Source organism: Klebsiella aerogenes, assembly GCA_029027985.1.
Taxonomy (GTDB): domain Bacteria; phylum Pseudomonadota; class Gammaproteobacteria; order Enterobacterales; family Enterobacteriaceae; genus Klebsiella; species Klebsiella aerogenes_A.
This window is the reverse complement of record CP119076.1, coordinates 1,748,979-1,764,035: the sequence shown is the minus strand read 5'-3', so window position 1 is coordinate 1,764,035 and position 15,057 is coordinate 1,748,979. Positions and strand designations below refer to the sequence as shown.

The following is a 15,057-nucleotide window of genomic DNA, read 5'->3' as shown; positions in this document are numbered from 1 at the left end:
TTAAACCTCCATCGAATAAAGCAGGCCTGTTTGCTGCAGGCCGAGACGGGAATACAACTGGCCGGTGCGTTCTGCGTGCACGCCAGTTGTGATCCCCATGTTGATAACGGCGGCGCCGTGCTCTTTTGACCAGTCGATAAACGCGCGGGCCAGTCGCGGGCCAGCACTGCCGCCACGATGTTCTGGCGCGACAAATAAGCCATACTCGAAGGCCATCAACTGGCGGGAGAAAAATTGCTCGGCAATACCGCCGCCAAGCCAGCCGATAACCTGCCCGTCTTTTTCGGCGACCAGTACACAGCCAGACGGTGAATAAATCAGGCTTTGTGCCAGTTCTGCGCATTTATCGGCGTCAAACGGTGAGTTTTCCGAATAGCGGGATTCGAGATACATCAGAGTTCCCAGCTCGATAAGTGCCGGGATATCTCCGGAAGTTGCGTTGCGGATCATCATTAGCCCCCGTTGCTGGTAAATGTGAAAATAATCGCCAGGAGGTGGAACGGTAGCGGCTGGCGCTGCTGAATGGTCAGGGTATCTTCGCCACGTTCCCACCCCAGTTTCCCCATGTTGTGATCACCGGTGAACAGAGGCGCTGGCTGGTTGAGGATTTTTGGCCCGAACGTACGGAACGGAATAATTTGCCCGTTGCACTCTGCGCCGGTGGTATCGAGGAAGCGCAAAGTAACTTCGCTGGTTCGCTTACGCGCATTCTGGGTGGTGCCTTCTGTCGTGGAAACTTCCGGCGTTAACGTCTCTATGGTGGTTTCGTAATGCATACCCGCTTCGATAAGATGCGCTTTGCGCGTAAGCGTAATTTTTCCCTCCGTTACAGTTTGCTGTGGCATAACAGAACCATCAGCTACCACATCAACGATCTGCCCTTCGAGATGCGAAAAGCCAGACCATACCGCGGCACCTTCATTACTATGCCCGGTTGATGCGGCGTCGGTATTTAACGATTTATCGAACACCTCAACGTACCGGACGGTTTGCCCGTTTACTACGCGGCGCGCCAGCGCATACACCACGTCATCAGTATTCGAGGGAATACTTGCCACCGATTCAAAAGCGCCATTAGTGATTTGTCTGGACCACGCGACTACGTTCTGCTCACGGTCGATACCCATCGTTATCAGCGCGCCATCGGCTCTTACCATCCAGATCACGGAATCGGATTGCTGCTGATAAGCCATGTCCGAGACACCGCCGGCGGTGATGTGTTCTGCCAGTACAGTCATATCGTTGGCCGAATAAGCGACGTAGCTATCGGGGTCATAGGCCACAGCGTAGAGCTTTCGGCCAGCGCGCTGCACGAACATGATTTCAGTACCGACACGCACCGGGCGTATGCTGTTACAGCCGTATGGGCTCGGATTTTTTACCGATATGTTTGTGGAGGTAATTGCTGAATCATTACCTGCGGTGATCGTAAATTCCCCGCCGTACGTCAGCGCAATCAGGGTGTTCATCTGCGCCAGGTGCACTATCGGGTTCAACTGGTCAGAGGAAAGCGTAAAGCTGATCGCGTCGTCGTCATCCGTGCCAAGCTCAAAGGAGAGATAAACGCCCGTTTCACTAAACCAGATGGTTTGCGGATAGCGTGTTGAGCCCGCCAGCACCAGGCGCTGCTGGTACAAGGTAACGGCGCCCGGGTATCCAAACTCAGGCGTCCATACCGTGTCTTCCCGTGTCCATGCTCCCGGTGATGCTGCCTGCGTGGCGCTCAGGTCAGTACGGATAGTGCCTACTGCCTTCTGCGCACTGGTCACGCTCTTGATAAGCACCAGCCCGCTGTTAATCCGGACGTACGAACCGACATCCTCAGCCACCCATCCATTACCTGTTAACGTACCGTCACCGCTCTCTGGCGGTTCCGCATCACTCAGGGTCAGGGTGATTTCCGATCCGACAAATTCCTTAACAGAGGGTTTGCACCACTTTTGCGGGGTGTCGCGTACTTCGTCGAATGGTTCGACGATGAACGGTGCAGGCTCGAGTACCCAATTAGTCTGCCCGCGGCGCTGCAGGCGGTACGGCGGTACGCTCTGGTGAACGAGAAACATCGTATCAGCGCCCTGTACGTAGTTAACCTCAGGCAGCATGCCGACGGTGTACGGACTGGCGATCTCATATGGGGTATTGTCGCCGTTAACCAGCTGCTGGCCGTTCTGGTAAAAACGCAAATAGCCGTCGCCAAACTCCAGGACGTACGCCTGCGAACGGTTAAATACGTACGGAATAAGGCGCGCAGTACGATCGCCGTATTTTGCATGTGCAGCATAGCGAGTGCCCGGGCGGCGCATTACCCCGCCCTGCACCACACACAGGCCGTTTTCAATAATTTTCGCGCCGTTGGCGTAACGCTCAATATCAACACGCCCCATCAGGCGTGGGGAAATCTCTCCCGCGGTAAAATTTGTTTTTATCAGGTTAGCGCGCATCTCAGAACCTCGACTCATACGTTGGGTAGCCGCCGAGTTCTTCCGGCGGGTCTTCCTGCCCGTCAATTGCTTTTGCCTGACGAAGTAAAAATGCCGCCTCCTGCGTCAGACTGTCGCGGAGACTTGCAGAACCGGTAACCGCATAGGCCAGCTTTGCGGACATAAACGCTTCAGCCAGATTTATCAGCGCGGGATCCCATGTCGATTCGTCTTCATTGCGGAAGATATAACGCAGATAAATCACCTGTTGGTTCGCCATCAGACGACCATTTTCAACCCGGTACGGTACATCGTCGTGAACGTCGCCAACGGACAAGATGCGAAGTACGTCACCGGGTAGGGGGAACTGGTAGCTGAAACCAAAGGCTGGCGGTGTCACGTCGGGGGATAAAACCACGCGCTTAACGGCGCAGTTCCATGGGTGTTTACGCAGCAGATCGTTGCGCACTGTGGGATAGATGTTTGAGCAGAGCCGGGCGTGTTCGCTCGCTTCGTCAAAACTGTTAATAGGATGGGCGCCGAGCGCCAGCAATGCGTTTGAGCAGATTGATACACTGGAAGCCATAGCCTTACCTCAGATGAAAAAAGGCCGGGAGATATCCCCCGGCAAAGGCACCAGCGGCTTTATGCTACGAAATCGATGGCGACGACTTTGTTTTCCGCTGCGCGGCCTGCGCCATAGGACGCATCGACGGAAATCTGAATGGTGTTGTTTTTATCGCGGCGCGGACCGATATCGACGTTGTACTCTTCGCCGGTACCGAAATGCACAGCAGATTTACACCAGGCCGCAGCGGTTTTGGTGGTGACGGCTGGATCGCCTGCGGATGCAGAATCCAGTTTTTCGTAGGCCAGCCACTTAAAGCCCAGCCAGTTACCGGACACCGCACCTTCCTGCAGCATTTTCACTGCCATAAAGTCGGCGCTGGTCAGTGTGGTATCGCTGAGGATTTGGGTCAGCATGTCGGCGTTGTAGGTGATATACAGCTCTTCACCGTTCTGCTCGTCACACTCGTTACGGCGGAACATCGCTTTGGCGGCGATTAGCTTCGCTTTGGTCATCCCGGTACCGCCGGCGACAATTTTCTGCGATGCAGGCAGCGCAACCGGAGCGTACGCGCCAGTGTTAGAAGTTTTGCGCAGAACGGTATCGAGCAGCGCACGATAGATAACGTCATCCTTTTTGCGGTTGGATGCGGCCAGCGTCAGCTGCAAATATGGCCCCTGCGGGTCAGCAAGCAGTTTGCGCAGGTCGCGCTTTTCTACCGGCACGAACACGCCGTAGTCAGCCATCAGCGCATTACGGGTGCCGGCATCAGGCAGATCCCAGACGGTATCACCGAAACGCTCGGTGATCTGGGTCATTTCAATGGTACCCATATCGTTGATGGTGAACGACGCACCGGTGATGTTGCCGCGGTCGTAAACAGCACCTTGCAGGCGGGAATCCTTCTGCTGTGCGGCAATTTCGAAAGAATCATGGAACTGCTGGATAAACGCAGCGGTGATCATGTTCTTAGCGGTATCAAATGACATAACAATCACTCCAGAAAGTATCGCCTGCGGGGTATCGGTTTCCCGGCCCAAATCAGCACAATGCGGTTGGCGCTGGCGCATTGCGGGAAAATCAGGTATCCGGCGTCCCCACCGGGCTGGTTGTGGAGTGATTGTTAGCGAGGCGCACGGTCGGAATCCCGACCAAATACCTATATCTGCACAAAAACTAGTGCCATACTGGTGATGCTCTAAGCAACTAAGGAATGAAGTGATGAAAATTGAAGAAAAGGTTTGTTTCGATATCTTAAAATATTTGCAAGAGTTTTATCCCCATCCATTAATGACTGATGGATATACCAAATTATTAAGGACTTATGGCGAAGATAAACTTGATGGCCACCTTCTCTATATGTATCAAAAAGGACTGATATCCTCAGACATTCATTACGCATATATTGATGAGGATGGGTCCCAGATAGACAACCCTAAACGCGGCGAAGGTCGTTGGCTTATCGATACCATGCAAACCTTTATAACAGCCACTGGCCTCGATTTGCTTGATAAGCAATAAGACCAGTGGCCCAGACCGTAGTTGTGACATGTCACGCTACGGTTTGATCGCCGTAACGCTTCTGGTAGTACGCTTTCACCTGCGCAGATACGCGTTCATGGTCGGCATGCTTAGGATTCATATACGCTTCAGACTTCATCAGATCGCGGATGGTCTGCTGCTCTGCCGGGTTACTGTCGGCGCCCGCCGGTGCGTCCTCCTGCATTTCCGCACCGATTTTCGCCAGCATGCGGATCACCATCGGGTTATTGCCGATTTCATCGATGCGGCCGCGATCGCCTTCATCGGTCAGGGAATTGAATGCGAGGAAGGCCAGGCCGATATTCTTGTTAAATTCGGCGTCTGTCTTCCAGACTTCGCGCAGCTGCGTGGTGGCGGATTCAGCATCAAGTTCCGCTGCACCGTTAACCAGCGATGGGGCGATTTGCGCATACTCGCTGATGATGAAACTCATCTGGTCGTTGGTGATGCCCTTGCCGTGTGCCGATTTCATAAACGACTGCATGCGCGGATCAGCTTTGAACTCTTCCCAGTTGAAGCCTTCGGCCTTTACCTCTGGGGCGTAGTCATCAGCAGTTTTTGGCGGCGTGCCGACGCTGCCAAGGCGCTTTTCAAGAGACGTGTGAGCATCCGCCAGTTTGCGGGCAGAGCCTTCAATGTCGAGTTTTCCACCTTCGCCCATAACGCGGTATTTTTCAGGTATCCAGTCATTCGCGCCCGCTTCGCCTGCACCGGTGCTGAGAAGTGAATTACCAGCAGAATTACCAGCGTCTGCATTTTCAGCACCACCACCATTGCCGCCATCGTTACCCCCTGCACTGCCAGCTGACGCATCAGCGCCCTGCTCGGCGTTCATGAATAAGTGTTTAATCTTCCACATCGTCGTTTACTCCATCTGCACGGTTGATTTGCATCAGAATGAAATCGAGCACGGCGCGTTGTCCGGCCCGGTAACAGGTTTCACGATCGCCCTCGGCACCGCCGGGGACGTACGCCGCGCGCCCAAATCGCCGCGTTAATTCATCCAGCACCTGCGGCCCGCCTGGCATTTCCTCGAAAATGCGCTTGTAGTCCGCCGGTGATGCTTGTTTTGTAATCATTAGCCCCCCGCTACTCGTTGTCCCAGCGCTGCGCCCACCTGCTGCCCTGCTGTGGTTGCCGCCTCGCTACCTGCCTGCATCATCAGCGCCTGCCCTGCCTGCTGCTGCCGTTCCTTCTGGCGCTTCTCGCGAATTTCTGCGACCGCATCGGAAGTACGAACAACCTTAGCCGGCACGCCGAGCGCATCAGCCACCACACGACCGGCTTCATCGGCATCGAGAAGATCGATAACCTCCTGGTCGATATTGGCGAGGTTCGCAATATTCGCGCCGAAACGTTCAATGGCGGTGACGTTCTCCAGCTGCTGCGCGCGGGCAAGCGGCGAAATATAGCGCACGTTGAAATTGGCGTTTTGCAGGCTATCCGGTGCTGGCGGGAATACACCGGCACGGAATGCCAGACCGAAACAGCGCTCTACCAACGGCTGCAGGTATTCCGCCTGGAATCGACCATAGACCGGGCCGAGCAACTGGCGGATCAGCGCCACACGCACATGGACTTCGGTTGCGGTCATTGCCGGGCCGTCCTGCGGTTGCAGCTGATCGGCCATCATGATTTTGCGGATAGACGCCTGCAGGCGTTCTTCTGCGGTAAATGCCACGTTGAAATCGGAGCCGGTGAGCAACGGTTTCATGCTGTCTACGCTGTTCGCCACGACGATGCGTCGCGGGCCAACCTTGACCGTGCGCGGGTTCAGCACGCCGTCGTCTTCCGCAATCCACATCCCTGCAATTGCCAGATCCTGCGCGGCCTTCTCCATGCGCTTTGTTTCGTTCAGCTCTTTGCAGTCCGGCAGCGCATCGTATACCGGGCCGATACCGTACGGCGTGCCGGGGATTTTCATCCAGCGCGGTACGCAGCAGGGGAATTCGTGATAGCCGGATTCGCGCACAATGAGCTTGCCGCTCACTTCCACGTTGTACGATGCAAAGCGCAGGTTTTTAGCCAGGCGCGCATTCACCACGTAGTTTTCCCGCGGGAAAATGCAGTGCAGGAAGTCGAATTTGTCATCCGGCTTTTTGGCGGCCGCATCGCGAATTTTTTTGCTGACCTTATCCGCACCGAATTCTTTAATCGCCTGCTCCGCGGTGAGCTGGTAGCGGCGATAAATCGTGTCCACGATGCCATCGCGGCGGGTGGATGTGACGTAGCACTGCGCCAGCGGCCACTGCTGGAACGAGAATCCGCCCTCTTCGCGGTCTTCGTCGATGTACAGCGCGAACCAGCCGGCGCATACCACATCGAGGTTAGCCTCATAGCCTTCAGCATCGAAGTTTGCAGCGTGGATGTTTTCCCATACCAGCGTTGCACAGGTGGACAACCACGCGGCGGCATCATCCGGCAGCGATTCGCTGTCGAGGTTCAGCCACTGTGCGTTTGCCGGCGTCATGCCGGACATGAGAGCAGACGCCAGCATGCGGGCGCTGTCGGTGGCCGTGCCATCAAGCAGCCGTGCCACCTTTGATTTCGCGCTCTGTGCGTCCAGCACCTCATCGGATAGCCCCGCGCCGCGCAGCGGATAGGTGTAGTCATAGCATTCCCGCCAGACGCTTTCGTGCACCTGTCGGTTGGCTTTCAGCGTATCGGCACGCTTAACCAGCTTTACGGCGAGATCATCCATCGATTATGCCCCTAAGGTGTTTTTTGCAGCCTGCGCGCCGGTAGACAGCAGGGAAGATCCTGTATCCGTGGCGCCTTCGGCACCGCTCGCCAGCAGCGATGAGCCTTTCTTACGTTTCTTACGCGCTGCAGTGTCGGCGTTTGCGGCCTTCGCTGCCGCATCGGCTGCAGCATCTGCCTCAGCCTGTGGATCCTGCTGCACGACTTTTGGTCTACCGCCCCCACACATAACAAGTCTCCTTAGCCCGGCACATGCCAGCCGTGTTCGGTTAATACAGGTGCGCCACGTACCGGCTGCGGCTTGCCCTCTTCGTTCGTCACCATTGCGCCCGCGCCGCCGGTGCTTACATCAGTGGCTTTGCGTACGAGGGTGAGGAATTCGAGGTTGTCGGTAAGGTTCTGGTCAGTCAGGTCGGTGAAGCCCAGCTCTTCGAAGCGCGCAACGATGGTGGCGCCCTGCGCATTGAGCGTGGCAAGAATGGCGTTGCGCTCGGCCAGCGCCGTAGCGCCCAGCAGCGTCGCAACGTTCTGCTGCACCGACGGTTCGGTAGTTTCAGCGTTCAGCGCCGCGCCGGTGGCGTCCTGCGGCTGCGTTGTCTCCTGCCCCGGTGTCTCGATGGTTTTCTTCTGTCGTGCCATTGTGGTGGCTCCTGTGGAACGTGGAGCCTAGAGTGTGCGCAGGGGTGTTGGTCGGAATCCTGACCAAATGGATAATTTGTTAAAAAACGGCCTGATTTAACATAATGTACGTTATCGGCACCACGCGATCGGCACTCGTTACCGATTTAGCGTGAAGAGGTTATTTGTTGCGGTTTGCTGGCGGGAAAGTATGAAAATCGGCTGCATAAATCGTGCATAAAACAGGGCGGTTTTTGCATAGCGTTTTTAGTCAGTGAACGCCCTGTTTTTGCAAGTTTTCATGTTCACATGCGCTTTGTGCGCCAGGCGTATACGAATCGCCGTGATGTGACCTGCGCCGGCAGCTCGGAGCGCGGGCGCTGTGTGACGTAACACCAGAAGTCTATCAGCGCTTCGCCCGTATGGTGGTTCGGTGCTGCGCCCTGCTTCCAGCCGATGATAGCAGACTTCGATACATCCAGCTCGCGGGCTATCTCCTGCAGCGGGATCCCCGTCCTGGTTATGTCGCTGATGACACGGAACCAGTCTGTTTTAAACGTGGCAACGACTGGCATAGGCCACCTCGCAAAACGCGCGCACGCGCGAGCATAGAGAGCGGTTTTGTTGAGAATCCGGCGCCGCTGAATCGCCGTTGAGTGCGTTAACTGGTGATTTCATATCGCTACCCGCAATAAATTACATGTTGGGCGTGTTACCACTGTTACCACTGTTACCACCATCTTTCTAACCTTTCCCTGAACGACTTATATATATATATGGGGTTTTTAGTAAATAGGTGGTAACAGTGGTAACAGTGGTAACATCCTTTAAATTTCAATGAATTAAATTGTTACCACCTACACAATGGAGGTGGTAACAGGTGGTTACGCTTGCCGCCAAACCTTCATTAACTTGCCTTCAACGCGCCTTGTTTCGCGCTTATAACCGCAATTTTGCAAAACATTACTAATTCGCATTTCTTCGCGTTTTCCGATGTGGCGAGGATCTAACCCAATTGCATCGCGCAACACGTCGCTAGCGCGTAAAAATTCGCAATTTCGCGGAATGTCATTAGTCATCAGGTCAGGTGTATCGAGCCATTTCTCGACCGTCTCGAGCCACGCGTCTTTAATGGTGTACTGCTCATGGACACTCGCGCCGAGGCGTTCAGCATCGCGGAACTGGATACCGCCGAGGCGCTTAAATGTCTCGCGGGCTTCCGCCCACAGCAGTAGCAGGTCGCGCTTAATAGCCTGCACATCGACGCTGGAGACCTCGACGGGCAACCACCGGCGGTTACCGGTTTTATCCGCGAGGAACTCGTCTTCGTTGGTGGTACCGATGAACACAAGGCGACGCGGGAACTGCGTAGCGAACTCCCGGTATTTGGGGATCCAGTTCTCATGCGTACGCGTCACGAATGCCTTGATGGATTCCAGCTCTTTGGTGTTAAGGCCGCGCAGCTCGCCAATCTCAGCGACCAGCCGCCCGCGCATCTTGCGCGCGAGGTCGTCGTCTTTCTCTGCGAACGATATCTCTGTGAAGAAAGCAGGATCGGGGCTGAGCGCTTCCACGCCCGAGGACTTGCCGCAACCCTGCCGCCCGACGAGAATAGGCACCATGTCAGCTTTTATGCCGGGCTCCAGCACCCTGCCCGCCAGCGCCGTCCACATGTACATGGACACCGCGCGGGTGTATGGCGTATCGGCGGTACCGAAGTGGGTATGGTAGAAATGTTCGATGCGCGGTACGCCGTCCCATTCCAGCCCGTTCAGCCAGGTAGTCGCTGAATCGAAAGGCTGTTCATCTGCGGCCAGCAGTACCACATCGCGGATAAGCTCGCGCCCAACCGCTTTAAAGCCGCGTTTTTCCATCGTGATACGCAGGCGCGCGTAATCCGGATCGGTGAACGCCTGCCACTGGCCGGAGCCCGCCGGTGCGAACATGATTTCATCGCGGAACTGGTCGAAACGAATATCGATATCCACGAAATCAGGACGCACAACCGCTTTGGCCGCGTTGCTGATGGTGGCCTCGATGCGCCCCCATTTGTCACGCTCGAACGCCGGCAGCGGTAAAGGTTCGGCAATTTCGGTGCTGGTGAGGTCTTCGAAATCGTCGTTGCGGATGCCGATAGCATTCAGGTAATCACCATCGTTGCGGTGGGCGCAGCTGGCGTGCAGGCACTTGAAATGGCCGAGGTCAAAACCAGCTGTACCCGCCGGGAAGTAAACCGTACTGGTAGGGTCGCCGCCGGTACTGTGTCCGTCCTCGAACGGGCAGCGGATATAACGCTCGCCGTTGGTACCGTCCAGCAGAGTCCAGCCGTTGGCGTCCAGGTATTCCGCCGTTTCGTCGGTGGCGCCGGGTGTAAAGGTTGAGCGGTCACGCATCTTACTGCTACCCGCTTCGGTGGTGACCGATACAGGGAGAACGTCGGCCAGCTGCTGCCACAGTGTTTCGAGCTGGTCAGCCGATACCGCCGGCGGATCATCCGGCAGCTCGTTATCCCATTCGATACGGGCGCCGCTGCTGTGCGTACCGCAGGCAACGAATTGTTGACCGTTGGCCAGCAGCTCGATAATGCCGAGTTCGCCCTCGAGGCGGTGAATGCGTTTGCGGAAATCACCTTCCACACCCAGCAGGTACAGGCATTTATTGCTGTTCGCACGCCAGCGCCGCGGCGGAACGTCGCCCAGCAGCTGCGCGAGCAGGTCGCGGATCTTTTGCTGCACGTCGGCGTCTTCGCTGTCGCAATCGAGCGCCAGCCAGCCGTTACCGGTACGAACGCAAATCCCGTAATCAGGCTCTTTTGACCAGCGCGCAAAGTCGTGCTCAGTCACAACATGCTCTGTCCAGTCTTTGATACCAGTTGCCAGGCGGTCGCGGTTATACAGGCTCGGCGTTTTGCCCAGCGCTTTCAGTTTGCTGTTGGGGGAAATGGCAGCGTTCGGATTGCACACGACCGGCAGCAGCTGGTCAGTACGGCCCAGCACCAGATCGAAGTGGAACCAATCGTCAGGCGTCGCCCCCCAGTTCTTAATCTCTGGCATGGATTACGCCTTTTGTTTTGAGGCTGATTTTTTAAGCAATTTTTCAAGCTGTAAGGCGCGCAGTTCGGGGATCTCATCGCCCCACTGCGATACGGCACCTTTCGACACTTTCAGCAGCCTAGCTAGTTTAGCCTTGCTACCGGCCAGTTCTATGGCTTTTGATTTTTTCATATCCGTATTTCCTGGACTGATGAAGTTTAGATGAGGTTAAGAAAACTAAACAAATAAGTCAAGAAAACGATACCCTGAATAAGTTAAGCTAACTAAACCACATGAGGGGTAACACCATGATTAACGAACGTATTCGCAAAGCCCGCCGTGAAATAAAAATGACGCAGGAAGCTCTTGCTAAGCGTATAGGTCTGACTAAAGCCACGATTTCGATGTGGGAGTCTGGTAACACCGCGCCAAACGGTAAGAACTTGATTAACCTAGCGGAAGCTTTAAACGTCTCACCTGAATGGCTTCTGACAGGAAAAGAAACTGATAAAAAGCCTGTGGAGTCTAACGCTAGAGTGGAAGGCGGTTTTTCTGGGTGGGATTCGAATACACCACTCGAGGCTGATGAGGTGGAAATACCTTTCTTCAAGGAAGTTGAGTTGTCGGCGGGCAACGGTACCTATGTCGATTTAGATCGGTCCGGTTGTAAATTACGTTTTGCAAAGTCTACATTGCGCAAAGCTGGTGTAGATATCGAGTCCGCTGCATGTGTTAGCGTTAGCGGAAATAGCATGGAGCCGGTGCTCCCGGACGGTGCGGTTGTGGGGGTGGATATGGCAAAATCGTCGATCAAAGACGGTAAAGTCTATGCCATTGACCAGGACGGACTACTAAGAGTGAAACTACTCTACAGATTGCCTGACGGTATCCGCATCCGTTCGTATAACCGTGACGAATACGCTGATGAAGAGTATTTCAACCATGATGCCAATAAGATTAAAATTATTGGGCAAGTATTCTGGTATTCAGTTCTTCTCTAAAAATTAAGCACTCCGCTCAAGCCCGCTAAATGCGGGCTTTTCTTTACCTATTTGCAAAAAAGTACATTTTTCTTAACCTCCGCTCTTGACTTTAATGGTTTAGAGGTCTTAACTATGCATCACAAGTTAAGATATCTATACCAAACTTAACGAGCTCTTTAACAAACAGAACCGCGTGACAGGCAAGCCGCTGTGCTCCTGGCAAAACGAAATAGCACCCGATGGGATCGAGGTAAGCGCCGAGTCCGTATGCGTACGGTAAGCGTAGAGGACGACACCGCGGCGAGCTGACAAGTCACGCAAGTTGAAACGCCCCGATGATGGGGCGCTTAGTTTCTTTAACTCTGGGTTACCGGAAAGGTATCCCACGCTTAAAGAAATTACTGGTTGTAAGGATCGTAATCCGTGATTGCCTTCCCTGGATTTTCATCTTCAGAAGGCAGTCGGGCCTCTAAAGCATTTCGGTTGAACAAATAGGAAGCCCTACAGTGCGAACAAACCATATTAACGGCTCGCCCAAGACCTGGCTTAGTAACCAGACCTTCCGCTTGCAATATAGATTTTCTCTTTTGCTCGTAGCAATTGGGACAAATATAAACCGGAGTTTGGTCAACATCTGCAGAAAGCTTGCTGCGATAGACCAGAGTACCCCGCATAGGCTGGTAAAGTTCATAGCTCGCCGCTTCAGCGGCCCAGTTCTCTTGCTTTACTTTCTCATTTTCCAGTTCAACAATTTTCTCCTTAGCCGCAATCAGCAACTCCTGAAGCGACATTTGCTGCATCTGAACATCCATTAGCTTATCGAGTAGGGTGTGCGTCTTCTCTTTAACCGCATAGTCGACAGTCAGATTCTGAATTTCTCTTGCTGCTTCAACCGCGCCTTTAATTGCTCCTCCCACGCCGGATAAAGATTCAGTTATCCGGGAAAGAATTCCTTTTTCTTCAGACATATCTAATCACTCTCAAACTGTAGGGGTGAAGAGATATTAGACGATTTCTCACTGTAGGGGTACAGGGAGAACCACCTCGCCTGATGTGGTTAAAAGCAGGCACTCGCCGATATCCATTGCATTGCTGTGTGTAGTCTTTGCCCGCCTCCCATAGCGGGCCTTTTTTCCTGTCGGAAAGCGCATCCACAAAGGTGCTATGTCTCGCCCGCTGGCACCGGGTGCGCTCCCCGACATGAAAAGGAGCACTACCAATGAAACCTGAACACCTCCACCGGCTGACGGGGCGCGATGTGCTCCGCTGGCGCCGTAAACATTTCGACTTTATCACCGGGCTGGCTATCGCACTCGCGTGCGGCCTGACCATTTCCTTAATCCTTCTTATCGCGAGGATCGCTTAATGCAAATCACCAAAGAGCAGGTTAAAAACTGGCGCGCGTGCACCGACGGTTACCGCTGGTTCCTTGAAAAATTCCCGCAGGGTGGCGCGTACGCTGATGTGCATGGCGCTCTGGTTGCCGATAAGCGCTTCGACGATGCACGCTGGCTGGTCGATAAGATGTACCGCACCTTCCTGGACAGCGCTGAATTTATCCAGGCTGAGACAGCGGCCACCGATAAGATGATCGGAGAGCTCACCAGCATGCCGCAACCTTCCGGTCAGGTAGAAGGTGAGAACAGCTCCGGCTACAACGCCCGAATCGGCAGCTCCGGCTACAACGCCCGAATCGGCAGCTCCGGCTACAACGCCCGAATCGGCAGCTCCGGCTACAACGCCCGAATCGGCAGCTCCGGCGACGACGCCCGAATCGGCAGCTCCGGCTACAACGCCCAAATCGGCAGCTCCGGCTACAACGCCCAAATCGGCAGCTCCGGCGACGACGCCCAAATCGGCAGCTCCGGCTACAACGCCCGAATCGGCAGCTCCGGCTACAACGCCCGAATCGGCAGCTCCGGCTACAACGCCCGAATCGGCAGCTCCGGCTACAACGCCCAAATCGGCAGCTCCGGCGACGACGCCCAAATCGGCAGCTCCGGCGACGACGCCCAAATCGGCAGCTCCGGCAACTACGCCCAAATCGGCAGCTCCGGCAACTACGCCCGAATCACCGCTTCAGGTGCAGGATCTGTAGTGGCCTGTGCTGGCAGCATCCAGCGTGTTGTTCTGGGTGAAGGTGGCTGCGTTGCAGTTCCATGGCACGACGGTGAACGCAAGCGTTTTGCCGTGGCGTACGTCGGCGAAAACGGCATTGAAGCCAATACCCCCTACTACCTGAATGACGAAGGCCAGTTCGTCAAGATTGAGGAATAAAACATGAGTCTTGAACAAAATCTCGAACTGAACAACCAGCTGCTGACCAAGCAAAACTCGCTGTATGAACGCAATATCGAGCTGCTCGAACGTCTGGTGCAGTCGCTGGCGTCTGGCGTTGCGCTGAAACCCGACACCGTGGCGCAGGTTCAGGAGTACCGCGAAACAGTTACCGAATCGAAAACCTCGCTGACGCTCGACGATCTGCAGTTCGGCGACGTTATTGCGCTGGCGGCGTTCTACCCGGTACCGCAGCAAATCACCGAAGACATGCTGCAGCGCGCCGTTGATTACCGCGACGCCGAAGCTGACGCCCGAGTAGTGCAGATTGATGCACTGGACAGCGCCCTGCAGGGTGTGAAACGCGCTAAAGCGCTCCTGAAACCAGCCCTGCTCGACCTGTCCCGCAACGTTCTTAAGTACTGGGACGACCTGCCGACCATCGGCGAGCGCCGCAGCTTTGCCGAGCGCCTTCTCGACGCCGCACCAACCGAGCGCGACGCAGTGAAGCCGAAGAAAGGCAGCAGCAAAGCCAATCAGGAACGTAAAGGCCCGTTCTACTGGAGTCACCCGGAAAGCTGCGCAATCGGTAGTGTGGAAGACCTCGGCGCCCTGAATGAGTTACTGGAAGACGGTCTGACAGTGGAGATCAACAAAGTCGAATTCCTTCAGTTGCAGGAAGCCGCCACAAAAGAAAACACCCAGCCGGAAACAAAACACGACCAGGCACTTACCAACCGGTACGAAAACCAACGGAAACATGCTGAAGAGTGCATTAAAACACTGTGTAAAGGCGGTTATCGCGCTGAGGCGGTCGGCATCCTGGACAGCTTCGGCGCGAAAAAGCTGGGCGAAGTGGAAGACAAAGACCTCGCTGATCTGATCGCCAAAGCCGAAAAAGCTCTGGAGGACTGAGT

General features: G+C 55.0%; 18 protein-coding genes. 5 read left to right on the top strand and 13 right to left on the bottom strand.

Annotation, left to right across the window (positions count from 1 at the left end; translation table 11 throughout):
- From PYR66_08325 to PYR66_08310, 4 genes are read right to left on the bottom strand one after another with little or no spacing between them, the layout of a single operon-like run.
- Entirely contained in the window at window positions 1-450 is a 450-nt protein-coding gene (locus PYR66_08325; GenBank protein WEF30385.1) for a GNAT family N-acetyltransferase, read from the bottom strand.
- Window positions 451-452: 2 nt separating this feature from the next.
- Complete coding sequence (locus PYR66_08320; protein WEF29701.1) at window positions 453-2,459, bottom strand: hypothetical protein; 2,007 nt, start codon at window positions 2,457-2,459, stop codon at window positions 453-455.
- Window positions 2,443-3,006, bottom strand: a complete 564-nt coding sequence (locus PYR66_08315; protein ID WEF29700.1) for a hypothetical protein — start codon at window positions 3,004-3,006, stop codon at window positions 2,443-2,445. The genes PYR66_08320 and PYR66_08315 overlap by 17 nt, the downstream gene beginning before the upstream one ends.
- 59 nt (window positions 3,007-3,065) lie before the next feature.
- Complete coding sequence (locus PYR66_08310; protein WEF29699.1) at window positions 3,066-3,977, bottom strand: phage capsid protein; 912 nt, start codon at window positions 3,975-3,977, stop codon at window positions 3,066-3,068.
- A 232-nt stretch (window positions 3,978-4,209) separates the two neighbouring features.
- On the opposite strand from PYR66_08310, the gene PYR66_08305 reads away from it, so the two are divergent.
- Window positions 4,210-4,509, top strand: a complete 300-nt coding sequence (locus PYR66_08305) for a hypothetical protein (GenBank protein ID WEF29698.1) — start codon at window positions 4,210-4,212, stop codon at window positions 4,507-4,509.
- A gap of 31 nt (window positions 4,510-4,540) precedes the next feature.
- Here the strand turns inward: PYR66_08305 and PYR66_08300 are convergent, their stop codons facing one another.
- From PYR66_08300 to PYR66_08265, 8 genes are all read right to left on the bottom strand, one after another.
- A complete protein-coding gene (locus PYR66_08300) occupies window positions 4,541-5,389 on the bottom strand; it encodes a hypothetical protein (protein WEF29697.1) in 849 nt (282 codons plus the stop codon).
- Entirely contained in the window at window positions 5,376-5,609 is a 234-nt protein-coding gene (locus PYR66_08295; GenBank protein WEF29696.1) for a hypothetical protein, read from the bottom strand. The genes PYR66_08300 and PYR66_08295 overlap by 14 nt, the downstream gene beginning before the upstream one ends.
- Window positions 5,609-7,231: a portal protein gene (locus PYR66_08290; GenBank protein ID WEF29695.1), complete on the bottom strand. Its 1,623-nt coding sequence runs from the start codon at window positions 7,229-7,231 to the stop codon at window positions 5,609-5,611. The genes PYR66_08295 and PYR66_08290 overlap by 1 nt, the downstream gene beginning before the upstream one ends.
- Before the next feature lie 3 nt (window positions 7,232-7,234).
- Window positions 7,235-7,459, bottom strand: coding sequence for a hypothetical protein (locus tag PYR66_08285; GenBank protein ID WEF29694.1), 225 nt, complete (start codon window positions 7,457-7,459; stop codon window positions 7,235-7,237).
- 11 nt (window positions 7,460-7,470) lie between these two features.
- A complete protein-coding gene (locus PYR66_08280; protein WEF29693.1) occupies window positions 7,471-7,869 on the bottom strand; it encodes a hypothetical protein in 399 nt (132 codons plus the stop codon).
- Window positions 7,870-8,153: 284 nt separating this feature from the next.
- Window positions 8,154-8,423: a hypothetical protein gene (locus PYR66_08275; GenBank protein WEF29692.1), complete on the bottom strand. Its 270-nt coding sequence runs from the start codon at window positions 8,421-8,423 to the stop codon at window positions 8,154-8,156.
- A 309-nt stretch (window positions 8,424-8,732) separates the two neighbouring features.
- On the bottom strand, window positions 8,733-10,901 hold the full coding sequence (locus PYR66_08270; GenBank protein WEF29691.1) for a VapE family protein: 2,169 nt from the start codon (window positions 10,899-10,901) through the stop codon (window positions 8,733-8,735).
- A gap of 3 nt (window positions 10,902-10,904) precedes the next feature.
- Window positions 10,905-11,072 (bottom strand): Cro/CI family transcriptional regulator, encoded by a 168-nt coding sequence (locus PYR66_08265; protein WEF29690.1) that lies wholly within the window; start codon window positions 11,070-11,072, stop codon window positions 10,905-10,907.
- A 116-nt stretch (window positions 11,073-11,188) separates the two neighbouring features.
- Here PYR66_08265 and PYR66_08260 point away from each other — a divergent pair, with 116 nt between their 5' ends.
- The gene (locus PYR66_08260; GenBank protein ID WEF29689.1) at window positions 11,189-11,881 is read left to right on the top strand and encodes a helix-turn-helix transcriptional regulator; all 693 of its coding nucleotides are present in this window, start codon (window positions 11,189-11,191) and stop codon (window positions 11,879-11,881) included.
- Between the two features lie 380 nt (window positions 11,882-12,261).
- Here PYR66_08260 and PYR66_08255 read toward each other — a convergent pair whose 3' ends face one another.
- Window positions 12,262-12,831 (bottom strand): hypothetical protein, encoded by a 570-nt coding sequence (locus PYR66_08255; GenBank protein WEF29688.1) that lies wholly within the window; start codon window positions 12,829-12,831, stop codon window positions 12,262-12,264.
- Window positions 12,832-13,082: 251 nt separating this feature from the next.
- Between PYR66_08255 and PYR66_08250 the strand changes: the two genes are divergently transcribed.
- Genes PYR66_08250 through PYR66_08240 form a run of 3 tightly spaced genes read left to right on the top strand, consistent with a single transcriptional unit; the run spans window position 13,083 to window position 15,055 of the window.
- Window positions 13,083-13,229, top strand: coding sequence for a hypothetical protein (locus PYR66_08250; protein ID WEF29687.1), 147 nt, complete (start codon window positions 13,083-13,085; stop codon window positions 13,227-13,229).
- Window positions 13,229-14,140, top strand: coding sequence for a hypothetical protein (locus tag PYR66_08245; GenBank protein WEF29686.1), 912 nt, complete (start codon window positions 13,229-13,231; stop codon window positions 14,138-14,140). The genes PYR66_08250 and PYR66_08245 overlap by 1 nt, the downstream gene beginning before the upstream one ends.
- A 3-nt stretch (window positions 14,141-14,143) precedes the next feature.
- Window positions 14,144-15,055 carry a hypothetical protein gene (locus PYR66_08240; GenBank protein WEF29685.1) on the top strand — a complete coding sequence of 304 codons (912 nt, stop codon included), beginning with the start codon at window positions 14,144-14,146 and terminating at the stop codon, window positions 15,053-15,055.
- The last annotated feature ends 2 nt before the right edge of the window (window positions 15,056-15,057 follow it).